This is a genomic window from Tardiphaga sp. 709 (assembly GCF_032401055.1).
Lineage (GTDB): Bacteria > Pseudomonadota > Alphaproteobacteria > Rhizobiales > Xanthobacteraceae > Tardiphaga.
The window spans coordinates 6,076,381-6,099,852 of sequence record NZ_CP135529.1 but is presented as its reverse complement, the minus strand read 5'-3'; the positions used below and the strand labels follow the sequence as shown (position 1 = coordinate 6,099,852).

General features: G+C 60.2%; 18 protein-coding genes and 1 pseudogene. 9 read left to right on the top strand and 10 right to left on the bottom strand.

The annotated features are described in order from the left end of the window. Window positions 1-96: 96 nt before the first annotated feature. A complete protein-coding gene (locus tag RSO67_RS29140; RefSeq protein WP_068730627.1) occupies window positions 97-831 on the top strand; it encodes an SDR family oxidoreductase in 735 nt (244 codons plus the stop codon). 16 nt (window positions 832-847) lie between these two features. Beyond that, the gene (locus tag RSO67_RS29135) at window positions 848-1,594 is read left to right on the top strand and encodes an SDR family NAD(P)-dependent oxidoreductase (protein WP_315841696.1); all 747 of its coding nucleotides are present in this window, start codon (window positions 848-850) and stop codon (window positions 1,592-1,594) included. A gap of 10 nt (window positions 1,595-1,604) precedes the next feature. Here the strand turns inward: RSO67_RS29135 and RSO67_RS29130 are convergent, their stop codons facing one another. From RSO67_RS29130 to RSO67_RS29105, 6 genes are all read right to left on the bottom strand, one after another. Next, window positions 1,605-2,393, bottom strand: a complete 789-nt coding sequence (locus tag RSO67_RS29130) for a TonB family protein (RefSeq protein ID WP_315841695.1) — start codon at window positions 2,391-2,393, stop codon at window positions 1,605-1,607. A 15-nt stretch (window positions 2,394-2,408) separates the two neighbouring features. Beyond that, window positions 2,409-2,891, bottom strand: a complete 483-nt coding sequence (gene exbD, locus RSO67_RS29125; protein ID WP_315841694.1) for a TonB system transport protein ExbD — start codon at window positions 2,889-2,891, stop codon at window positions 2,409-2,411. A gap of 2 nt (window positions 2,892-2,893) precedes the next feature. Further along, window positions 2,894-3,823 (bottom strand): tonB-system energizer ExbB, encoded by a 930-nt coding sequence (gene exbB / locus RSO67_RS29120; RefSeq protein ID WP_315841693.1) that lies wholly within the window; start codon window positions 3,821-3,823, stop codon window positions 2,894-2,896. Between the two features lie 2 nt (window positions 3,824-3,825). Further along, window positions 3,826-4,515, bottom strand: coding sequence for a Fe2+-dependent dioxygenase (locus tag RSO67_RS29115; RefSeq protein ID WP_315841692.1), 690 nt, complete (start codon window positions 4,513-4,515; stop codon window positions 3,826-3,828). 12 nt (window positions 4,516-4,527) lie between these two features. Next, window positions 4,528-6,906, bottom strand: coding sequence for a TonB-dependent receptor (locus tag RSO67_RS29110; RefSeq protein WP_315841691.1), 2,379 nt, complete (start codon window positions 6,904-6,906; stop codon window positions 4,528-4,530). A gap of 233 nt (window positions 6,907-7,139) precedes the next feature. After that, on the bottom strand, window positions 7,140-7,379 hold the full coding sequence (locus RSO67_RS29105) for a hypothetical protein (RefSeq protein WP_092151341.1): 240 nt from the start codon (window positions 7,377-7,379) through the stop codon (window positions 7,140-7,142). 338 nt (window positions 7,380-7,717) lie between these two features. On the opposite strand from RSO67_RS29105, the gene RSO67_RS29100 reads away from it, so the two are divergent. Continuing rightward, window positions 7,718-8,884: an efflux RND transporter periplasmic adaptor subunit gene (locus RSO67_RS29100; RefSeq protein ID WP_315841690.1), complete on the top strand. Its 1,167-nt coding sequence runs from the start codon at window positions 7,718-7,720 to the stop codon at window positions 8,882-8,884. A gap of 2 nt (window positions 8,885-8,886) precedes the next feature. Further along, entirely contained in the window at window positions 8,887-12,030 is a 3,144-nt protein-coding gene (locus RSO67_RS29095) for a multidrug efflux RND transporter permease subunit (RefSeq protein WP_315841689.1), read from the top strand. A 12-nt stretch (window positions 12,031-12,042) separates the two neighbouring features. Here the strand turns inward: RSO67_RS29095 and RSO67_RS29090 are convergent, their stop codons facing one another. After that, a complete protein-coding gene (locus tag RSO67_RS29090) occupies window positions 12,043-12,768 on the bottom strand; it encodes a spermidine synthase (RefSeq protein ID WP_315841688.1) in 726 nt (241 codons plus the stop codon). Window positions 12,769-12,956: 188 nt separating this feature from the next. Between RSO67_RS29090 and RSO67_RS29085 the strand changes: the two are divergent. Then, a pseudogene (locus RSO67_RS29085) lies at window positions 12,957-13,354 on the top strand (response regulator). A gap of 10 nt (window positions 13,355-13,364) precedes the next feature. On the opposite strand, the gene RSO67_RS29080 reads toward RSO67_RS29085, so the two are convergent. The 3 genes from RSO67_RS29080 to RSO67_RS29070 form a co-directional block, all read right to left on the bottom strand. Then, a complete protein-coding gene (locus RSO67_RS29080) occupies window positions 13,365-13,691 on the bottom strand; it encodes a PilZ domain-containing protein (protein WP_315841687.1) in 327 nt (108 codons plus the stop codon). 8 nt (window positions 13,692-13,699) lie between these two features. Further along, entirely contained in the window at window positions 13,700-14,581 is an 882-nt protein-coding gene (locus tag RSO67_RS29075) for a protein-glutamate O-methyltransferase CheR (RefSeq protein WP_315841686.1), read from the bottom strand. Between the two features lie 311 nt (window positions 14,582-14,892). Further along, window positions 14,893-16,584 (bottom strand): methyl-accepting chemotaxis protein, encoded by a 1,692-nt coding sequence (locus tag RSO67_RS29070; RefSeq protein WP_315841685.1) that lies wholly within the window; start codon window positions 16,582-16,584, stop codon window positions 14,893-14,895. Window positions 16,585-17,722: 1,138 nt separating this feature from the next. Here RSO67_RS29070 and RSO67_RS29065 point away from each other — a divergent pair. From RSO67_RS29065 to RSO67_RS29050, 4 genes are read left to right on the top strand one after another with little or no spacing between them, the layout of a single operon-like run. Continuing rightward, window positions 17,723-18,862: a thioesterase domain-containing protein gene (locus tag RSO67_RS29065; protein WP_315841684.1), complete on the top strand. Its 1,140-nt coding sequence runs from the start codon at window positions 17,723-17,725 to the stop codon at window positions 18,860-18,862. Then, on the top strand, window positions 18,859-19,866 hold the full coding sequence (gene nadE, locus RSO67_RS29060) for an NAD(+) synthase (protein ID WP_315841683.1): 1,008 nt from the start codon (window positions 18,859-18,861) through the stop codon (window positions 19,864-19,866). Before RSO67_RS29065 ends, nadE begins: the two co-directional genes overlap by 4 nt. Window positions 19,867-19,871: 5 nt before the next feature. After that, on the top strand, window positions 19,872-21,902 hold the full coding sequence (gene asnB / locus RSO67_RS29055) for an asparagine synthase (glutamine-hydrolyzing) (RefSeq protein WP_315841682.1): 2,031 nt from the start codon (window positions 19,872-19,874) through the stop codon (window positions 21,900-21,902). Next, window positions 21,902-23,470, top strand: coding sequence for a class I adenylate-forming enzyme family protein (locus RSO67_RS29050; RefSeq protein WP_315841681.1), 1,569 nt, complete (start codon window positions 21,902-21,904; stop codon window positions 23,468-23,470). Before asnB ends, RSO67_RS29050 begins: the two co-directional genes overlap by 1 nt. Window positions 23,471-23,472: the final 2 nt, after the last annotated feature.

Genomic DNA, 23,472 nt, shown 5'->3' with positions numbered 1-23,472 from the left:
GATTGCTTCGTCGCTTCGCACAGGGAAAAGCCTTCGGCTTTTCCCGACCTCGCAATGACGGCGGAGAGTGAATGAAACATTTCAGGGAGATCTCACATGTCTGACCGCTTGAAAGGCAAACGCGCCTTCGTCACCGCGGGCGCCGTCGGTATCGGCCGCGCCTGCGCACTGGCATTTGCACGCGAAGGCGCAACGGTATTCGCCACCGATATCGACGACAAGGGCGTGGCGCTGCTGACCAAGGATGGTATCGCCGAGACTGCACGGCTCGACGTGCGCGACACAGCGGCCGTCGAAGCGATGGCGAAGAAGGTCGGCGATATCGACATCCTGCTCAACGCCGCCGGCTTCGTGCATCACGGCGCAGCACTGGAATGCTCCGATTCCGACTGGGATTTCTCGTTCGACCTGAACGTCAAATCGATGCACCGGACCATCCGTGCGTTCCTGCCCGGCATGCTTGCGCGCGGCAATGGTGCAATCGTCAACATTTCATCCGCCGCCGGTGTCTTTAAGGCAGCGCCGAACCGCTACGTCTATGGCGCAACCAAAGCTGCCGTCGCCGCCCTCACCCGTGCTGTGGCTGTCGACTACATCACCAAAGGCATTCGCTGCAACGCGATCTGCCCCGGCACGATCGAAACGCCGTCGATGCTCGACCGCGCCGCGGCCGCAGGCCCGAATGGCCGCGAGCTGTTCGTGAGCCGGCAGCCGATGGGTCGTCTCGGGACCGCCGAGGAAATCGCATCCCTCGCCGTCTATCTCGCCAGCGACGAAAGCGCCTTCACAACTGGCGTCGCGCACATCATCGACGGCGGCTGGACGCTGTAACCGAGGACATCGCATCATGAACAAGATCGATCTGAACGGCCGCTACGCCGTGGTCACGGGCGGCGCCCAGGGCTTTGGCCGCGCGATCACTGAACGCTTCGTTGCTTCCGGCGCCAAGGTGGCGATCTGGGATCAGGATATTGACCTGGCCGTAAAAACGGCGAGCGAAATCGGCGACGAAGTGATTGCCCTCAAAGTCGATGTCACCGACGTGGCTTCAATTGATGAAGCTCGCGCTGCGACGCTTCAGGAGTTTGGCAAGGTCGATATCCTGGTCAACAATGCCGGCATTACCGGATTCAACAAGCCGGTATGGGAGATCGATTACGACGATTGGCGCAAGGTGATGCGTATCAATCTCGACGGCCCGTTCCTGTGTTGCAAGGCTATCGTCCCCGTGATGCTGAAGCAGAATTACGGCCGCATCGTCAACATCGCCTCGATTGCCGGCAAGGAAGGCAACCCGAACGCCTCGCACTATTCGGCATCCAAGGCCGGTTTGATCGCGCTGACCAAGTCGCTCGGCAAGGAACTGGCCGGCCACGAGATCAACGTCAACGCCATCACGCCTGCTGCGGCGAAAACGGCGATTTTCGACCAGATGACGGAACAGCATATCAACTTCATGCTGTCGAAGATTCCGAAAGGACGTTTTGTGCTGGTGCAGGAACTGGCCGCGATGGCTGCCTGGCTGGCCTCGGAAGACTGCGCCTTCTCGACCGGCGCCGTGTTCGATATTTCGGGCGGACGGGCGACTTACTAGTCGCCCTTTCCTATCCCTTGCCCTTGACGCGGAAGATCACCGGCACGGTGAAGCTCAGGCCGTCGTCGGCGATCAACGGCGGCGGCGCCGGCAGCGGGTCTGAGCGGCGGACCATGGCAACCGCGGCCTCGTCGAATGCGGCGTCGCCGGAGCCCTTCACCACCCGCACAGCCAGGACCTTGCCGACGCGGTCGATCTCGAAATTCACCGTCACTTCGGCCGTCTTCTGCTGGCGATCCTGCGGATAGCGCTTGTTCTTTTCGAGATAGGCGCTGAGCTGCTTGGACCAGATTGTCGACAGGCGCTTCTTGTCGGTGCCGATGCCGCCCTGCTGCGCTTGCGCTTTCTCGCCGGTCTTGGAATCATCGAGCTTCTGCTGCGCGGCGGCTTCCGACGCGACGGATTCCTGCGACGCCTGCTGCTGCTTTTGCGCCTTTTCGGGTGTCTCTTCTTCCGGCTTGGTCGCCTTGCTCTCGGTCACGACCTGATCGGGTTCTTCGCTCTCGTGCGGCGTCTCCTTGGGGAGATCGCTCTGCTTCTCGACAGCCTTCTGCTCCTGAACGGCCGGAGATGCGGTCGAAGCCTCCGAATCCGGGCCCTGCGGAAGATCGGTCGGCTCGACGTCGGGCGACACCATTTCCATCCCGACTTCGATGGCATTGGCGCCAAGGCCGTCGTCGTCCTCTTCCTGCTGCATCTCGAACACAGCCGCAGCGATGCCGCCGACATGCAGCAGCACGGCGACAAGCGCCGCGATCAGCCACAGTCGCCAGGACGACTTTCTATCGAGCTCGGACATAGCGCTTCCGTAACGTCAGGGCTTCGGTGCATCAGATGCAGCGGTTGGCGTCGGCGATGCCGCAGCGGCATCCGGAACACCTTCCAGTGCAACAAGCTTGGTCTTCTGATAGCCACCGGCACGCAGCCGTTCCATCACATCGAAGAATTCGCCATAGGGCACCGCGCGATCGACGCGCAGAAAGATCGGCCGATCCTTGTTGCCATCGCCCATCGCATCGAGCTGACGCACCAGATCGACGCGCTTGACCATGTTCTCGCCGATCGCGACCGCGAGGTCGGGCTTGATGCTCACATAGGTCGGCTTGTCCGGCTTCTTTTGAGGCGTCACCGTGGAGGACGGCAGATTGATCGGCAGGTCCACCGTCGACAGCGGCGCTGCCACCATGAAGATGATCAGCAGAACCAGAATGACGTCGATGAAGGGTGTGACGTTGATTTCGTGATTTTCACCGAAATCATCATCGTCGTCTGCACCTTCGGAAAGCGACATACCCATGATTATTCAGCCGCTGCGCGAGCGTGTGAACTCGAATGCGTGCGATCAAGATCGCGTGACAGCAGACGACCGGCGGCGCCCTGCGCACGGCCGACGATTTCCATGTACGCCTTCGTCACGCGCGAGAAGTGATTATAGATGATGACCGCCGGGATCGCCGCAACGAGGCCGATGGCGGTGGCCAGCAGCGCTTCGGCGATACCGGGCGCGACGACGGCGAGATTCGTGGTCTGCGACTTCGAGATGCCGATGAAGCTGTTCATGATGCCCCACACGGTGCCGAACAGCCCGACGAAGGGTGACGTTGCACCAATGGTCGCCAGGATGCCCATACCGGTACGCACCTTGCGACCTTCAGCGCGAACGATTTCGCCGAAACTCGACGCGGCGCGCTCCTTGATGCCTTCATCGCTCGAAATGCCGGCGGACATCCGTCCTTCCCGCATCGCCGCCGCCAACAGGCGCGACAGGATCGTACCGCGCTCGCCGAGCGCCATCTGCGCTTCGGACAACGAACGCGATTCACCGATCTTGCGGAGCGCACCCTTCAGGCGACGCATGGCCCAGCTCAGTTCCATCATCTTGAAAATGCCGACCGTCCAGGTGACGACCGAGGCGAAAGCCAGACCCACCATCACCGCTTTGACGATGATGTCGGCGCCCATGAACATCTTCCAGGGCGACAGATCGTGCTCACCCGTCGCGACCATCGGCCGGGGCGCGGCCTCCGCCACCGGGCTAGCAAGAGCTGTGGAAGCGGCCGGGCTCGCCGCCGGACTGCTTGGCTGTGCAGCTACCGGCGCCGGCGCTGCCACGGGGGCTGCTTGAGTAACCACTGGCGCCGCGGGCTTTGCAGCCTGCTGCGCAATGATGGGCGAAGCAAACGCGACCACTGCCAGCACAGCCAGCGACTTAAGAACGGTTCTAAACAAGCTTATACCTCGGCCCAGTAGCGGATGAGATTATGATAGATGCCCGTCAATTTGACCGTTTCTGGGTCGTCTCTTCCGAGACGTTCAACTAGGCTCTGAATCGCGCTGTCGAGATCGAAGATCATGCTGCGCGCATGAGCATCACGTATCATGCTCTGTAGCCAGAAAAAAGACGCTACGCGCATACCTGCCCTTAGAGGCGTTACAAGGTGCAGACTGGAAGCAGGATAAAGTACGAGGTGGCCGGCCGGCAGCTTCACCTCGTGCGAGCCGTAATTGTCTTCAATGACAAGCTCCCCGCCCTCATATTCCTCGGGCTCGGAGAGAAACAATGTCACGGACAGATCAGTGCGGATACGCATGCCGGTCAGATGATCGCCACGCACTGCATTGTCGACGTGCACGCCGAAGTGATGTCCGTCCGACGAGACGTAGCGATTGAACAGCGGCGGGAAGATATGCAGCGGAATTGCTGCAGATAAGAACCGCGGGTTCGTCGTCAGTGCCGAGATGATGCGATTGCCGAGTGCACGAGCCACATCGCTGTCCGGTGGCAATTGCTCGTTCCTCTTGACCAGTGCCGACTGCGCGCCCGCAGTCGAGCGGCCGTCTTCCCAACCGGCCGCGTCCATGACGCGGCGGAACTCCGCCACATCACTTTTGCTCAGGACATCAGGGATGCAGATCAGCATAACGACAGACGATCACAGTGACCCCATCAGAGTAAACCAGACGGACCGCCCCGGCGCGATGAACGTGAACGGCGTATTGCTGCGATAGAATGCGTCGTAATAGACCGTATCGAAGATATTGTTGACCGATACTTTCGCCTTCAGGTGCTTGTCGAACCTGTACTCTGTAAAGGCGTCAAACCGCCAGTGCGACGGCAACACGTTTCCGTTAACCGCACCGAAAGTGCCACCGTAGATCTGCGAAGCATAGGTTGCTTGCCCGCCAATCTCCCATGGCTCGGTGATCTGATACTTGGTCAGCAAGTTGAAGGATTCGTGCGCGATATTGGCGAGTTGCGCGCCGACCTGCGTCGGATCGATTGACTTCAGTACCCTAGATTCCATGAACACGGCACCGGCGAACATGCTCCAGCGCGGGGTGATCTTGCCGCCCATACCAAGATCGACACCGCGCACGCGATATTGCGCACCAGCAATGATGTCATTTCCGCTTGTTTCGCGAGCATTGCTCTTGACGGTCTCGAACAGCGCCGCGGTGACCAACAGGTGGCGATCGAACAGCTCCCACTTGGTGCCCACTTCCGACGATCGGTTTTCTTCGGGAGCCAAGGCCTGGAAAGTTGTATTGTTGACTACAAGTCCGCCATACGCCGTGCCAGTCGCATCGAGTTCCGCACCGACCGGATTGGACGATGTGGCGAAGGCGCCATACAGGCTGCCATACGGCACCGGCTTCAGGACAGCGCCAAGGTTGTAATTGACCATGCCGGTCTTCACGCCCGTACTTGAAGTCCGGTTAGAGCCGTTGATCTCATAGTCGTCGTAGCGGATGCCCCCATTGAGGATCACAACGTCCTGGAAGTTCGCCGTATGAATGGCGTAAGCCGCCTTGGTGTCGACGTTAATGTTGGTCGGATTGTTGGCGCGCTGGGGCGCATTGTTGAATGGGAACAGGTTGGGCGGATTGGCGATCGGCACGATGAGCTGGGTACCGGTCAAAATGCCGTTCAGCTCCGACGTAAGCCCCGTATAGTTATCGCGCATAACGCTTTCCTGCGAAATCTCGACGCCGGTCACCAGCGTGTTCTTGATTCCGTAGGCGTCAAACTTGAACGTCGCGTCCGTGACGTTGGCGACCACATCCGTAACCTGGTAGCGGCTCTGCGCGGAGAGCGTCGCAGTAGTTGCCGTGGCGTTGCTCGGCAGTGTTCCAACGTAGTCGAGGATCGAGCGCTCCAGTCGGGTCTTGTTGGTGAGCGTGATATCGGGCGTGATCTTCAATTCGCCGATCACTGTACCGAAATCCTGCCGGGCCTTCTGAAAGTCACGGTTGACGAAGCCGTAATAGGTTTCCCGCGGCACGTTAATGTCGGTAACGGGCGCACGCGCCGTGCGGTTATAGGGTACGCCGAAATCCGGCAGGCCGCTGAGATCTGTGTGGACGTAGTTGGCTGTGACCTTGAAGGCGTCCGTCGGCGTCCATTTCAGAGCGCCGAATGCGCCCCAGCGATCGTCCGTCACGTAGTTCCGGCCAGCCACTTCGGCATCCTGATAAAGTCCGCCGCTACGCAGGCTCAAGGTCGGGCTGACGACCTGATTGACGTCAAAGGTAATCCGCTTGGTCTGATCGGTGCCATAGGTCGTTTCGACCTTCTGGAAATTACGGTCACCGGCCTGTTTGGTCACGATATTGATGGCGCCACCTGCCGTGCCACGACCAGCAAAGGACGACGCCGGGCCACGTAGAATCTCGACCTGCTCAGTGAAGAAATTTTCACGAATGCTGATGGCCGGATCGCGCACACCGTCAATAAAGATGTCGTTTCGTGCATCGAATCCGCGGATAAAAAAGCGATCGCCGAAAGCGTTGCCGCCCTCCCCCGTACCGAGCGTGACACCAGCCGTGGTACGCGCGACTTCCTTCAGGCTCGTTGCATTCTTGTCTTCGAGGATTTCCTTGGTCAGCACCGTGACCGTGCGCGGCGTGTCGATCAGCTTTTCGGAGAATTTGGTTCCCGCAAGCCGGTCGCCTTTATAAGGCGCTGCAGCGTCGGCATAGGGATTGGCGTCTGCCGCGAGACCGCCTGCATTCGGATAGGGCACCGGCGCCACTTGCACTGGCTGGCTGCGGCGTGCGGCACGTCGCAGTGCAGTTCGCGCGCGTATCTGATCGGGTGTCGGGCGCACCGCGGGACGCGGCCGCGCGACCGGTGCATCGACCGTCACCGGTGGGAGTACCGATTGCTGGGCTTCCGCGCCGCCGAACGAGGCGACGGCAATCATCCCGGCAACAGCAGAGGTCTTGCGGGCAGAGTGATTGCTATCGGATCGCTCGTTGGTGGTCGCCGTGACGCTCGAACGCAACGACGATGGAATCTTCGCAAAACCCATAAAACCTGCCCCTGCCGTCTCATACGCAGCTAATTCTGCGCCAATTCGACGCAGCGGTAGCTTGGCACTCGCTGGAGCGTCAACACATTCGGGCGGAATCAAGACGATTACACGCTTGAATACATCCAGATAAAAACGATTCTAAACTGGTGTTAAAACCATTCTAATCTTTGACCGCGACCGAGGAGGCGGCGCCACAGATCTGCGGGAAATGCGGCCAATATTGAAATCTTTCAATCCGAGCTCGGCGGCTTCATCAGCGAGAACATCTCGTCGACGGTCTGAAGCGCCGACTGCCTTACCCGATCCGTATTCTCCATCCCGGCGATGTTGATGCCACGCACGACGGCTTTGATCTCGTCCCGATAGTCGGTCAGGAAGCGCAGCGGATCCGGCGAGTCATTGGCGACCCGCGCGATCAATCCGGTAATCAAAATCTGACACGCGATCATCCGCCCATTCAACTCGTCCATGTCCCGCTCCGGATCGATTACATTTGCAAGCCGCGATGTCGGCTTCGACGAGCCTATGGCGGATACGACGCGCAGTTACAACACCAGGCGCTTCGCACTGCGCAGATGGATTGTCCAAGACACCGCACAAAATGGAGCGCAGTGTCTCCTCGGAACGATGCGAGAGATCAGGCGTCACTAATTGCGAACATGAAGATTTGGCAATGAAGCACGCGTTCAAGCGGTCGTGTGTTTACAGCATTTGAGTCGAGACCTAGCTGATCAGGAGCCGCCCAAGCGGGCGTGCATTGGATGCGCATGTCCGCGTCAGTGGCTGCCAAGAGATTGATGAGATCACCATGACAACGCTTACCCGTTTTCGATGGACTGGGCTGATCGTTCTGGCGCTGCTTGCGGCCGGCGGAATTACCGCATGGCGCCATTACGAGACTACCGGAGCACAGCAGGCGAATGCCGACAAACCGCGCGGCCCTGCTCCCGTCCCGGTGAAGATTGCGTCTGTCGAAAAAGCTGATTTCCCCGTTTATCTCGGCGGTTTGGGCACCGTGCAGGGTTTCAATACCGTCGTCGTGCGGACCCGTGTCGATGGTCAGATCGACACCATCGCTTTCACCGAGGGACAGATCGTCAAGGAAGGTGACCTGCTCGCGCAGATCGATCCGCGGCCGTTCCAGGCGGCGTTCGATCAGGCCAAGGCCAAGAAGGCGCAGGACGAAGCCAATCTCGCCAATGCCAACCTGGATCTGCAGCGCTTCACCAAACTCGGCGAATTCGCGACACGGCAACAGACAGACACACAACGCTCCACCGTGCAGCAACTGACTGCGCAGATCGCTGCCGATGATGCCGCGATCTCGAACGCGCAGACCCAGCTCGCTTACACCACGATCAAGGCGCCGATCTCCGGCCGCGTCGGCTTTCGTCAGGTCGACCAGGGCAACATCGTCAATGCCGCGACCCAGACCGGTATCGTCACCATCGCGCAGATCGAACCGATTGCGGTGATCTTCACTGCGCCTGAACAGAATCTCGTCGACATCAACCAGTCACTCGCTGCACGTCCGCTCAAGGTGATCGCACTGACGACTGACGGAAAGCGAGTGCTATCGGAAGGCACGCTCTCGGTCGTCAATAATCAGGTGGACACGACCAGCGGCACCATCCGGCTGAAGGCGGTATTCGACAACAAGGACCACGTGCTGTGGCCCGGCCTGTCAGTCTCGACGCGGCTGCTGGTGACCACGCTGAAGGATTCGACCGTCATTCCCGACGACGCCGTTCAGCATGGCGCCGACGGGCTCTACGCCTTTGCGGTTGGCGCCGACAACAAGGCCAAGCTGAAGAAAATCAAGGTCGGCCCTTCCATGGACGGCCGCACCGTGGTCGAGGACGGGTTGAGCGCCGGCGAGCGTGTGATCGTCGCCGGGCAATATAAAGTGCAGCCGGGCGTGCTGGTGGCGACATCGGTCGCAACATCCGCAGCCAGCCCGGCGAAAGGCGAATAGCCATGAACGGAGGAATTTCAGCACCGTTCATTCGCTTTCCCATTGCGACCTCATTGCTGATGGCCGGCATCCTGTTCGTCGGCCTGGTCTCCTATCCCCTGCTGCCCGTCGCGCCTTTGCCGCAGGTCGACTTTCCGACCATCCAGGTAGCCGCCAGCCTGCCCGGCGCCAGTCCCGAGACCATGGCATCCTCGGTGGCGCAGCCGCTGGAGCGACAGCTCGCGCAGATCCCCGGCGTGGCGCAGATGACCTCCACGAGTTCGCTCGGCACATCCGCGGTCACGATCCAGTTCGATCTCAACCGCTCGATCGACGGCGCCGCCAATGACGTGCAAGCCGCGATCAATGCCGCTGGCGGACAATTGCCGAAGACGCTTCCGAGCCCGCCCACCTATCGCAAGGTCAACCCGGCCGACTCGCCGATCATGCTGCTGTCGGCGACATCGGACACGCTGCCCATTACGACGGTCAGCGATAGTGTCGATGCGCAACTGGCGCAGCAGATCAGCCAGATCTCCGGTGTCGCCCAGGTTACGATCGGCGGCCAGCAAAAGCCGGCGATCCGCATCCAGATCGATCCCGCCAAGCTGGTTGCCAAGGGGCTGCAACTCGAGGACATCCGCAGCCAGATCGCGATCACCACTGTCGACAGTCCGAAAGGCAATATTGACGGTGCGACCCGCAGCTACACGATCTACGCCAACGACCAGTTGCCGGAATCGAAAGACTGGAACGACGTCATCATCGCCTATCGCAATGGCGGCCCGCTGCGCATCAAGGATATCGGCACGGCGGTGACAGGCCCGGAAGACGCCAAGCAGGCGGCCTGGGCCAATGGCAAGCGCGGCGTGTTTCTGGTGATCTTCAAGCAGCCCGGCGCCAACGTCATCGACACCGTCGACAAGATCAAGGCCGAGCTGCCGCGCCTGGTGGCCGCGATCCCGCCGACCGTGAAGATCGAGGTCCTCAGCGATCGCACGCAGACCATCCGCGCCGCCGTGCAGGATGTCCAATTCACACTGCTGCTGACCATTGCCCTCGTCGTGATGGTGATCTTCGTCTTCCTGCGCAGCGTCTGGGCCACCGTCATTCCCAGCGTGACCGTACCGCTCGCATTGCTCGGCGCCTGCGCGCTGATGTGGGTGTTCGGCTATACACTCGACAATCTGTCGCTGATGGCGCTGACCATCTCGGTCGGCTTCGTGGTCGACGACGCCATCGTGATGCTGGAAAATATCACTAGGTATATCGAGGAGGGCGAAACACCGATGGCTGCCGCGCTGAAGGGCGCCGGTGAAATCGGCTTCACCATTGTCTCGATATCAGTCTCGCTGGTCGCGGTGCTGATCCCGCTGCTGCTGATGGGTGGCATTATCGGCCGCCTGTTCCGCGAATTCGCTGTGACACTGACCATGACGATTTTCGTCTCGCTGGTGGTGTCGCTGACGCTGACGCCAATGATGGCCTCGCGCTTCCTGCGCGAGGAGAAACACGCCAAGCATGGCCGGCTCTATCAGCTCAGCGAGAATGCCTTCGACGCTCTGCTGCGCGCCTATGAGCGTGGCCTCGACCTCGTGCTGCGCTGGCGCCTGACGACGCTGATGGTGTTCTTCGCTACGCTCGTCCTGTCGGTCTATCTGTTCATGATTATCCCGAAGGGCTTCTTCCCGCAGCAGGACACCGGCCTGATCACGGCATCCTCCGAAGCGTCGCAGGATATTTCCTTCGCCGACATGAAGGTCCATCAGGAAGAACTCGGCAAGATCGTGCAGGCCGATCCCGACGTCGCCAGCGTCGCCATGTCGATCGGCGGCAGCGGCGGCGCGCTCAATACCGGGCGCATGTTCATCACGCTGAAGCCGCGCGACGAACGCTCGGCCAGCGCGCAACAGATCATCACGCGGCTGCGGCCGCAGCTGGAGAAGGTCCAGGGTGCACGGCTATTCATGCAGGCGGCACAGGATATCCGGCTCGGCGGCCGGGCCACCCGCACCCAGTTCGAATACACCCTGCAGGATGCAAACCTGTCCGAACTGAACGAATGGGCGCCGAAGATTCTGGCCAAGATGCAGACGCTGCCAGGTCTACGCGACGTCGCCACCGACCAGCAGACCAAGGGCACGACACTGACGCTGACCATCGATCGCGACAACGCCTCGCGCTACGGCATCCAGCCGCAATTGATCGATGACACGCTGTATGATGCGTTCGGCCAGCGTCAGGTCGCCCAGTATTTCACGCAGTTGAACAGCTACCACGTCATTCTCGAGATATTGCCCGAGATGCAGGGCAAGCTCGATTCACTCGACAAGATCTATATCAAGTCGCCGACGACAAGCGACATGGTGCCACTGTCGGCCTTTGCCAAATGGACGACGGTGCCGGTGCGGCCGCTGTCGATCAGCCATCAGGGACAATTTCCGGCGATCACGATCAGCTTCAATCTGGCGCAGGGTGTTGCGCTCGGACAGGCGACAGATGCTGTGCAAAATGCCATGCAGGATATCGGCGCGCCGTCGACCCTGCGCGGCACCTTCCAGGGCACGGCGCAGGCATTCCAGCAATCGCTCTCGACGGTGCCGCTGCTGATCCTCGCTGCACTGGTGGTGGTCTATCTGATCCTCGGCATTCTCTATGAGAGCTACATCCACCCTCTGACGATCCTGTCCACCCTGCCCTCTGCCGGCGTCGGTGCGCTGGCGATCCTGATGGCGTTCGGTTTCGATTTCAGTCTGATCGCGCTGATCGGCATCGTGCTGCTGATCGGCATCGTGAAGAAGAACGGCATCATGCTGGTAGACTTCGCAATTGCTGCCGAGCGCGACGAGCATCTCGAGCCAGAGGAAGCCATCCGCAAGGCAGCTCTCCTACGTTTTCGCCCGATCATGATGACGACCATGGCGGCGCTGCTCGGTGGTGTGCCGTTGATGCTCGGCACTGGTACCGGTTCGGAAATCCGCCAGCCGCTCGGCTATGCGATGGTCGGCGGCCTGATCGTCAGCCAGGCACTGACGCTGTTCACCACGCCGGTGGTCTATGTCTATCTCGACAAGCTTTCCAACATGATGTCGGGCTGGGGACGATCGAAGCGCGACAACGATAACCGGTCGGACAAGCAGATGGTAGCGAAACAGGCCGCCGAATAGCGCAACGGCGCGCTATGCGGCCTCTTCGATCCTGGTGCCGATATAGACGGTGTTGGACACTTCCTCGTCGGCGTTCAGATTGTCGAAGGCCACGACATGCGCGGTGACGGCGCCAAAGACACTCTCCATTACGGCCGTGAATGCAGCCTCTGGTGGGTCGTTCGACCACAGCGCAAACACGCCGCCGGGCTTGAGATGCTCCGACAGACGCTGCAGTCCGGCCGCCGTATAGAGCACAGCATGGCTCGGATGCAGCAGGTTGTCCGGCGCGTGGTCGATATCGACCAGTATCGCATCGAAGCGACGACCGGGTTCGTCGGGATCGAGATGACCACCCATCGAGGTCGCCATCTCAAAGAAATCGCCATGGACGAGACGGCAGCGCCCGTCCGCCGACAATTCACGGCCGATCGGGATCAGGCCGGCCTGGTGCCATTCGATCACTTCAGGCAATGCATCGACGACAATGAGCGAGCCCACCTTCTCATGCGCGAGAACCGCCTGCGCGGTGTAGCCCAGACCGAGACCGCCAACGACGACATCCAGCCCGCCGCCGCTTAGTGACGCCAGACCAATATCCGCCAGCGCGATCTCAGCAGCCGTGAATGCGCTCGACATCAGAAATTCGTCGCCGAGCTTGATCTCAAAGATATCGATGTCCGTGCCCGGCTTCCGCCGACGTCGCAGGGTCAGGACACCCATCGGCGTCGGGCGATAATCCAGTTCTTCGAACATCATGCTCATATCCGACCATGTACACGGCGCGTGCGATGCGGCAACAACGAAATGCCCTCAGTGTGCAAATCTGGACAGACACCTCCGGCGAAATGGCTAAACACTTGGCGTCGTCGGCGATTCGTTGCGTCACGGTTGCGTGTTGCGTGGAGGGTGACTGCAGGCTCACTCCAGCGCGCGGGGGCGCCGCCATGAAACGCATTCTGGTCGTCGACGACGACCCGCTCGTGTCCATGTCATTAGGCTGACACTGGAACGCGAGGGCTTCGAAACCGTCTTGGCCGATGGTGGCCAGATCGGTCTATTGGCGTTGGAAGATACAAGCTTCGATGTGATGATCGTCGATATCTTCACGCCGCAAATGCGCGGGTTCGAATCCGTGCGCGCGTTTCATCAGCGTAGGCCACGCGCGCCGCTGATCGCGATCTCCGGCTACACTTTCGCGCAATTCACTGCACCGGCATCCGATTTCCTGCGCATGGTGACTGAGCTTGGCGCCACAAGCTGCCTGCGCAAACCCTTCTCCGCCGCGGCCCTGATCGCAGCCGTCCGCGAGTGCCTTGCGACACACAAGCGTCGGAGACGCTGATGACCGATGATCAGGCGTCAGCCATATCGCCGTGATCGCTTTTCGCCGGCGATTTCTTCTTGCTACCTTTGGTGTTCAGGAAGCGAATATCGATCTGCGCACCGTTCACCTTGACCAGTTCGCAGCGGCGATAGGCGAGTCCGGTCGATGACAGCAGCAGGAAGAACTCTTTCAGATTGAGGCCCTCGATGGAGGTCTCGAGTATCAACTCAGCATCATGACTCGACACAGCCTTCAGCACGCAACTGCGCCGCCATGTGCCGTCGATGGCCATGATCCAAACATTGTAGCCACGCCCGAAAATGACGCGCCCGTTCGTTACAGCTTCTTCTGCCATGACCGCTCCTACGCCCGCATACTGGCGGGAGACGTCTTCAGTCCGGCACCCATGTCGGGCACGATCGATGGCGACGCTTGCGCACTCACCGGCAGATAGACACCGCGACGATTGGAGCAAACCCGATAGCGGTCGGTGAGACCGACCACGGTCTCGGCTGCGCCCAGGAACAGATAGCCGTCAGGTTCGCTGGCTTTTGCAAGCCTGCCGAAGATCTCGGTCTTGGTGGCCTGATCGAAATAGATCAGCACATTGCGGCAGAAGATCACGTCGAACTTGCCGAGATGCGCGTAGTCCTGCAGCAGGTTGAACTGCTTGAACTGAACCATCGCGCGGATGTCGGCATTGAGCTGCCATGTCGTGCCGGTCTGCTTGAAGTGTTTCACCAGCAACTGGATCGGCAGGCCGCGCTGCACCTCGAACTGGGTATAGATGCCGGTGCGCGATTTCTCGAGCACTTCGGGCGAGAGATCCGTGGCCACGATCTCGACGCGCCACCCCGTCAGCACGGCGCCGAGTTCCTTCATGATCATGGCGAGCGAATATGGTTCCTGCCCAGTCGAGCCAGCCGCGCACCAGATCCGCAGGCTGCGCTTGCCTGCGCGCGCCTTGATCAGGTCGGGAATGACCGTGTTCTGAAAATGTTCGAACGGGGTCTTGTCGCGAAAGAAGAAGGTCTCGTTGGTGGTCATGGCTTCGACCACATCCGAGATCATCGACTCGGAACCGGCTTTCATCTTCTGGACGAGTTCGCTGATCCGGGCGACACCGGCCTTACGCGCCAGCGGCATCAATCTGCTTTCGAGCAGGTACTTCTTGTCGGCCGATAGCATCAGTCCGGAACGATCTTTCAGGATCTTCTGCAAATACTCATATTCGATAGGGGTCATGGTCTCTTTCTAAGACGCAACGCCGGTCCAAATAACTTGCAGCGACGACTGTATGCCGCTCCGTGCAAAAAGCGCGTACTACAACGATTGCAGCAAATGACTAAGAGATCGCCAAGACGCCGCGGGACGTTACGCGAGATTTGCTGCCTCGGGCACAAAGTCGACAAGCGCGGCAACATAACCGCCGCCCCGCGGTAGCCAGTAACCTGCACAAACAGAGTACACCCAGCGAATGGACGACAGGCGGCGCAACTAACATGAAAAAAGCCGGCGCTTTCGCGCCGGCTTCAATGTCTCGATATCTCGAAGCGTCAGGCCGCGCGTACGGCGTTGAGGAACTTGCTGACCTCGACCTTCAGACGCGTGCTATCCGAAGACAGCGATTGCGCGGCGGAAAGTACCTGCGTGGAGGCCGAGCCGGTCTCGCTGGCGCCACGCTGCACGTCGGTGATGTTCGACGAGACTTGCATCGTGCCCTGCGCTGCCTGCTGAACGTTGCGGGAGATTTCCTGGGTCGCAGCGCCCTGCTCTTCCACCGCCGACGCAATCGTCGAAGCGATCTCGGACATCCGGCCGATGGTGTCCCCGATCTCCTTGATCGCACCGACCGATTCCTGCGTCGCCGCCTGAATTCCGGAGATCTGCGTCGAGATCTCACCGGTGGCCTTCGCCGTCTGCTCGGCCAGCGCCTTCACTTCCGATGCCACCACCGCGAAGCCACGACCGGCCTCGCCGGCGCGCGCTGCTTCGATAGTTGCGTTGAGCGCCAGAAGATTGGTCTGGCCGGCGATGTTGTTGATCAGCTCGACAACGTCACCGATGCGAGCGGCCGCACTGGCAAGCGCGCTGACGCGATCGTTAGTCAGGCGTGCCTGATCGACGGCCTGGTTGGCGATGCTGGCCGATTCCTGCACTTGACGGCTGATTTCGTTCACCGACGAGGCCATCTCCTCGGTCGCCGAAGCAACCGACTGCACATTGGTCGAGGCTTCCTCCGAAGCGGCTGCTACGGTCGTTGTCAGCTCCTGCGCACGTTCGGCAGTCGCGGTCAGCGTGCTGGCAGAGGCTTCCAGTTCGGTTGAAGCCGACGATACCGTCTCGACGATCTCGCCGATCATCGTTTCGAATTCGCGGGTGATGCTATCGACGCGGCGACCGCGCTCGATCTTGGCTTCCGCATCGGCTGCTGCTGCTTCGTCCGCCGCACGCTTGTCGATCAGCGCCTGCTTGAAGATCTGCAGCGCGTCTCCCATCGTGCCGATCTCAGTCTTCATGCCCTGATGCGGCACGATGGCGGTCAGATCGCCCTGGCCCAATGCCTGCATCGGCTTGACGATCGATGCGATGCCGCTGGAGACGTCCCGCACAAGATAGATGCCAATGCCAATACCAAGCATGGCCGAGACCACGAGGATTGCGACAACCATCATGAAAGCAGCGTCGTAATTGGCGAGAGCGTCTGCACCGGCAGTGTCGGAGCCCCTGAGATTGAGCTCGATGTCCTTGTTCAGAAGTTCGTCAGCTTTCAGGCCAATCGGATTCACAGTCTTGGTGTTCAACGTATTGGCTTCCTGTGGCATCTTGCCAGCGCTCTTGCGCGACAGATCCATCACATCGAGCGTGCCCTTCTTGTAGCTATCCCAGAGCTTGCTCCATTCCTCGTAGAGCGCGCGTTCTTCCGGCGAGGTGATCAGCTTCTCATACTTCGCACGGATGCCGTTGTTGCTCGTGACCACCGTCTCCAAGGTCTTCTCATTGGCCAGCTTTTCTTCGAGCGTCTCGGACAGCATGTGCTGACGGATCACATTGCGATAGGTGATCGTGCCCGAGCGCAAATCACCGAGCAGACGAACGCTCGGCAGCCAGCTGGTCTGGATATCCACCGCATTGGCGTTGATCGCCTGCATCTTGCGAACCGCGATAAGGCCGAGACCCGTCATCGCCAGCAGCAAAAATGAAAGAACAATGGTGATCTTGGCGCGAATAGACAGGCTGGCGAGCATGACGAAGGGTCCCTCGGTTTTCGACCGTTGGTCCGCAATGTGCGGGGTGTCGTGGAAATGAAGCAGTCAGCAGAAGTGCAATGGCAGAGCGACGAACACGGGGTTCGATGACTTTCTTGTTATCAAGTCCCGCTCCTGCAATTTGTAGGTATTATGTAAACCGTTGGTAAAGGTGCGACATTCTGACTGGACAAAAATGAACCGAAGCTCTCTTTTTCGATGGCCTGCAATATCAGCCAGTTAAGAGCGATCATCTGAGGTTGATAGCCACAATTTCACTACTTATGGACGCGCGCCTGCGTAGTGCGGCGACGACGTACGACCTCCGGGCAAAGCAGCGAATCAAAATCGCACTTTTGGTTCCAGCAGCCCACATACCTACCTGAAGTTTATCCGTCGCTCGACGCGGAGAGGACGCAGCGAGCACGACTGAGCGTGCCGGCTGGAGATCAGGAACAATCTGGTCCGGATATTTTCCAGTCAGATCATAGTCGCCCAATTGCATCTCAATCTGAAGATAGTAGCTGCGCCCCGTGCCGGTTGATTTGGTAGGTCTGGGACGACATGCAGCTGGGACACCGGAACGTCCTACGATCGCCGGGCAGACTGGCTCTAGGCTGCGCCACAATCTTGATAAGAGTGCGTGCCCCCCGCAACGGCGGCACAGCAACAGATCGACTGCTGGTAGTTTCGTTGCTCTCACATCGATACCTCCGCGGGATGAAGTCATCGACTCAAGTCTGGTTGTCCCGTTCCGTTCCACAACTTTTACTACGCGGTACCACGCTGCAGCGCTCTTGATGATCGCCCGACAGCTTTCAGAGAGTTCCTTCGCCTCAGCTTGGAGCGGGCCGGTCATGGTGAAGGTGCGGCCCTCAAGCACCTTTCTGAACATGTCCCGGACGACATACTGCACCCAGTCGTCATCACAGCGCTGGGCATTCATATCGAGCTGGTGTTCAGCGCAGCGCCTAGCTTGCTACTTTCCAGCAATCGCGGAAATCAATGAAGCTCAGCGGCAGTGCCGCCGCGACATAATGGCACATCGTTGCCCCATCTGTCGGCGGCGTCCTTCAAACGCAGGATGTCGAAATTTCCATGGCCGGCGATAACAAGTCTTGGGCTCGGCAGGTGACCAATGGCTCGGACTTATCTCCAACCGGAAGTAGCGGAACGACCGGCCGATCCGTTCGTCAACCAGAGGCTGCGGCCGTCGAGGGCGCAGGGACGCGAGCCGACGATCTATCAAATCGTGCGGGATGCCCAGTCCACAAGTTTCAACACTCCCAACATGCCTGGAACCTCGGAGGAAGCCGACGATTTATCAAGGCTGCAGCGGTGCATTCAGGAGATAGAGAGCGCCACCGGGCTGGAGCTCTCGATCGCACACTTCGCGCTCGATATGACAGCCGCAGAGATGGTCAAGGCGATTGTGTCCGGGAAGGCAACCGCCAAAGCCGTGGGCGTGCAAGCCGATCTGCGTCCCATCCTGTTCCTGTTGCCGGGGTCCCTCGGTTACGGTCCGAGCATGGCCGCTTTTGCGGCGGGGCTCGGCAAGATCGCCCGGGTCGTCCCGATCAAATACCCCGACCTGGGGAGCATCCTCGCCGGAAACAACACGGTCGCCTCGATGGCAGATGCCGCGGTGGAGCAAATCCGCCGGAGCCAACCCGTCGGACATGTTCGCCTTCTCGGCCATTCCCTTGGTGGTGTGGTGGCATTCGAAGTTGCGGCGCGGCTGCTGGAAGCACGGCGGTCCATCAAGTTCCTGGGGATTCTCGATACAGCGATCATCAACGAGGGCCGCGATTACCGGGAGACGCTCGCCCGAACGTTGCGGCGGCTCCGCGCCAATCGTGTGAATATTTCGAGGATAGCCTGCCGAGCACTCGCAAAGGTCACGGCGGCAATCGGTGGCGAGGTCCCCCTTACCTGGATGCTTCATCGCTATGCGCGAGGGAAGTTCAACGCCACCTGCTTCCGCATCAGGCTTGAGCTGCAAGAGGTGTTGCGGTCACGAGCTTTCTACCAATGGCTGGCGTCGCCCAGGCCGTCTTTGCCGATCGGAGCTACACTGTTTCGCTGCAACCGAGATGGAGCGCCGCAATCGCTCGGCTGGGATTGCTCACTCGCAAGCCTGGACGTGATCCCCGTCGCAGGCACGCATATCGAGCTCGTCGTCGAGCCCTACCTCGCCACCAACCTCCCCTTGGTCGAGAGTGCGGTCGTGCAAACCTACACGCCGGCCGAATTTTGCAAGCGGAAAGCGCTGTCATGACCCTTGCTGCGCACATTCCGACTGCGCGGGAGTTTGGCAATAACGTATTGGCGCTCGATCCCGCTGCCGAAGTCGAGAGGATTGTCGAGACGCTACGTCAACAGGTCTTGGGCGTGTTAGGGCGCCGCGGCGCTGTCGTTGGTCTTTCCGGCGGCATCGACAGCTCCGTCGTCGCGGCGTTGTGCGTGCGTGCATTCGGCAACGACAAGGTCTTGGGCATCTTCATGCCCGAGCACCATTCTTCGGACGATTCGCTGAGGCTCGGCCGCAGCTGGGCGGCGCAGCTTGGCATCGACACCGCGTTGGAAGACATATCGCCCGCCCTCGAGGGGCTCGGCGCCTATCGCCGGCAGATCGAGGCAATCCGGACCGTCGTTCCCGAATATGACGACGGCTGGAAATGCAAGCTGGTACTACCGTCGGTTTTCGCGAGCAACGGATTGAATATCACCCGTCTCACGGTCCAGAGCCGCGACGGCAGCACCCGCACCGTTCGTCTTTCGTCAAACGCCTATCTCCAGATCGTCGCCGCGACCAATTTCAAGCAGCGCGTCCGCAAGATGACGGAGTACTACCACGCCGACCGCCTCCGATACGCGGTCGCCGGCACACCGAACCGTCTCGAGCACGACCTGGGCTTTTTCGTCAAGCAGGGCGACGGAATTGCTGACGTCATGCCGATCGCCCATCTCTACAAGACGCAGGTCTATCAGCTCGCGGAATATCTCGAGGTCGAGGAGGAGATCCAGCGCAGGCCACCGACCACGGATACGTTCTCGATGCCGCAGAGCCAGGAGGAGTTCTATTTTGCGCTGCCTTATCACCAGATGGATCTGTGCCTTTACGCGGTGAATCACGGGATTCCGTCAGACGAGGTCGCAGAGGCTATCGGACTGACAGCAGCCCAGGTCGATTTGGTATTCAGGGATATTGACGCCAAGCGTCGTGTCACGCGCTATCTCCACGCACGCCCCCTTCTCGTCACTCAAGTATTCGAGGACTGACCTGCATGTGCGGTGTCGCGGGCATAGTGTCAGTAAGCGCCGCCGCAGGGCCCCCCTCCCGCGAAGCCTTGATGCGCATGCTCGGCGCGCTGGCCCATCGCGGCCCGGACGAGCGCGGCCTATACCGGGACGAACGCGCGGGATTGGCACATGCCCGCTTGTCCATCATCGACATTTCGAGTGGTCAGCAGCCTCTCGCGGACGCGAGCGGCACGACGTGGATCGTGTTCAACGGCGAAATCTTCAACTACGTTGAGTTGCGTGAGAAGCTGATCAGGCTTGGCTACAGGTTCCGGACCCGCAGCGACACGGAGGTCATCGTCAACGCCTATCGGGCCTGGGGCGAGGACGCCTTCGAGCGGATGACCGGACAGTGGGCGCTCGCGATCTGGGACTCGGTAGACCGTCGTCTGGTGTTGGCGCGCGATCGCACCGGCATTTGCCCTTTGCATTTCTGCGAGCGCGAAGGTCGACTGTATTTCGCCAGCGAAGTGAAGGCCATCTTCGCGGCGGATGCAGCGATTCCCCGCACCTTCGATCCAGTCGGCATCGATCAGACATTCACTCTCTGGACCGTTGTGCCGCCGCAGAGCGTGTTTCAAGGGATCAAGGAGCTCGTCCCGGGACATTTCCGCATTTATGAAAACGGAAACGTTCGCGAGAAAGCGTTCTGGAAGCCACGATATCCCCAATTGTCCAGTTCGCGCGACGGCCAGTTTTCCGGTTCGCTCGACGATGCCGTGAAGCAGGTGCGCAGCGCTTTGGAATCCGCGACGTCGCTTCGAATGGTGCGCTCCGACGTAAGCGTCGGCAGCTATTTATCCGGCGGGCTCGACAGTTCGCTTATTGCGGCGATGGGATGCCACTTTGCCGGCGAACGCTTCCAGACTTTCTCACTGCGTTTTGCTGACGCCGAATACGATGAGACCGAGTTCCAGCGATTGGTCGCCCGTGTCACCGGGAGTGAGCACCATGAAGTGGTGGTTTCGCGCAGCGACATCGCCGAGATCTTTCCGCAGGTCATCTACCACACCGAGCGCCCGATCTTGAGAACGGCGCCGGCGCCGTTGTTCCTGCTGTCGCGCCTAGTCCGCGCGTGCGGCGTCAAGGTTGTGCTGTCCGGCGAAGGCGCCGACGAAATGTTTGCCGGCTACGATCTCTTTCGCGAAGGCAAGGTCCGCCGTTTCTGGGGCCGGCAACCCGCTTCGACACGCCGCGCGCGACTGCTTGAGCGTCTCTATCCTTATCTCACACGCTCGCCGGTACGGCAGCAGGCAATGGCCCGGCAGTTTTTTGGGCGCAATCTGTCGGAGCACGCCGCGCCGGGCTTCGCGCATGACACCCGCTGGCGAACGACCAGCGGCATCAAACGACTGTTCTCCAGCGACATGTGCGCGGAGTCGGCGAGGCACGATGCGGTTTCCGAGTTGATCGCCAGTCTTCCTCCGGAATTCACGCAATGGAGCTCCCTTGCGCAGGATGAATATCTTGAAGTCCAGACACTGCTGTCGGGATATCTCCTGTCTTCTCAGGGCGACCGAATGCTCATGGCTCATTCGGTTGAAGGACGCTTTCCTTTCCTTGACGAGGACGTGGTCGCGCTGGCGAATTCACTGCCGCCCGCCTACAAGCTCCGCGTCCTTGACGAGAAGCACGTTCTGAAGCGCGTCGCAGCGCCGATCGTGCCGTCGGACATCATCGCCCGCAAGAAGCAGCCGTTCCGCGCGCCCGACGCTCTATGTTTCGTTGGCCGCGATACGCCTGCCTATATCGACGACGCGCTTTCGGAAACGGCTATTCGCGAAGCAAACGTCTTCGATCCTGACGCGGTCGCGCGCCTGCGGAGCAAGTGCCGGACACAGGCCACAACTGGCAACGGCGATCTCTCGAACTCCGACAACATGGCGATGGTCGGCGTGCTATCGACCCAGCTCCTGCACCAACAATTTGTCGCAAGCCGTCCTGGCGGGCGCCACGCTCTGGAACTGACCGTCGATATCGATCGCGAGCACCGGGTTGAGGGGGCCCTTTCCTGATGCATGGTCCTGTACCGCTCCTGCACGATTACCTCATCCACTCCGCCCGTCATCTCGGTGAAAAGGTGGCGCTGGTGTGTGGCAAGCATCGCGTCAGTTATGGTGAGCTCGAGGCGCGCTCCAACGCGATCGCACATCACCTGGTCGCGAGCGGGGTCGGACGTGGCGATCGGGTGATTATCTTCGCCGACAACACTGTCGAGACCGTCGTCAGTTTCTGGGCCGTGCTGAAGGTGAATGCCGTGGTGTGCATCGTCAATCCGCTCACCAAGCGCGACAAGCTTGGCTACCTGCTTCATGATTGCCAGCCGTCGGCACTTATCACTGACAAGCATCTCTTGGCTATATTCAAGGAGCCCGCGCAGGAATGCCCGTCGTTACGCCGGGTGATCGTTTCCGGCCCCATCGACGATGCCGAGCTGACGGAGCTGCCCCATGCAGTACGCTGGGGCGAGGCAGGCGCCGCCAGCCACGACGCACCGCCGGCGCGCCGCTGCATCGATATCGATCTCGCGGCCATCGTGTACACCTCCGGATCGACCGGCGACCCCAAGGGCGTGATGCTGACGCACCGGAACATGCTGAGCGCGTGCACGTCGATCGCCTCATATCTCGCGCTATGCGAAGACGAGGTCATTTTGAACGTCCTGCCGCTCGCCTTCGATTACGGCCTGTATCAGATGATCATGGCGTTTCGCATGGGAGCGCGGCTGGTCCTCGAACGGTCGTTCGCTTTTCCGGCACAGATTCTCGGGGTTATCGCCGAGGAGCGGGTGACCGGCCTGCCCGGCGTGCCGACGATCTTCTCGACGCTATCGGGGCTCAAGTCGATAAGGGAGCACGATCTCTCGAGTATCCGCTATGTCACGAACACCGGAGCTGCGCTGCCGATGAAGCACATTCGTCTGCTGCAGGATCTATTCCCGGAAGCGCGCATTTATTCCATGTACGGCCTCACTGAATGCAAGCGCTGCACCTTTCTGCCCCCGGAGGATATCGATCGAAAGCCGCTGAGCGTAGGGATCGCCATCCCGAATACCGAGATGTGGATTGTCGACGAGCGTGACAGACGCGTGGGCCCCGATGTGGTCGGGCAGCTTGTCATTCGCGGCGCGACGGTGATGCGAGGCTATTGGGGCAAGCCAGAGGCCACAGCCAGGAAACTCAAGCCTGGTCCACTGCCAGGCGAGCAGGTCCTGTACACCGGTGACTACTGCCGGATGGACGCGGAAGGCTACCTCTACTTCGTTGGCCGCAGCGACGAGATCATCAAGTCCCGAGGCGAGAAGATCGCTCCCAAGGAAGTGGAGAACGTGCTGATGGATATTCCGGGCGTGAGGGAAGCCGCCGTCATTGGTGTTCCCGACGAACTCCTCGGGCAGGCGGTTAAAGCGTTTGTCGTTATCGAACAGGGAACAACACTGAGCGAGAAGCAGATTCAGAAAGAGTGCCAGCGACGCCTCGAAAGCTTCATGGTGCCGAAGTGTATTGTGATCGTGCCCAGCCTGCCGCGAACAAATACAGAGAAACTCAACAAGAGAGCACTGCAGGAGTCGATTTCCGAATGATC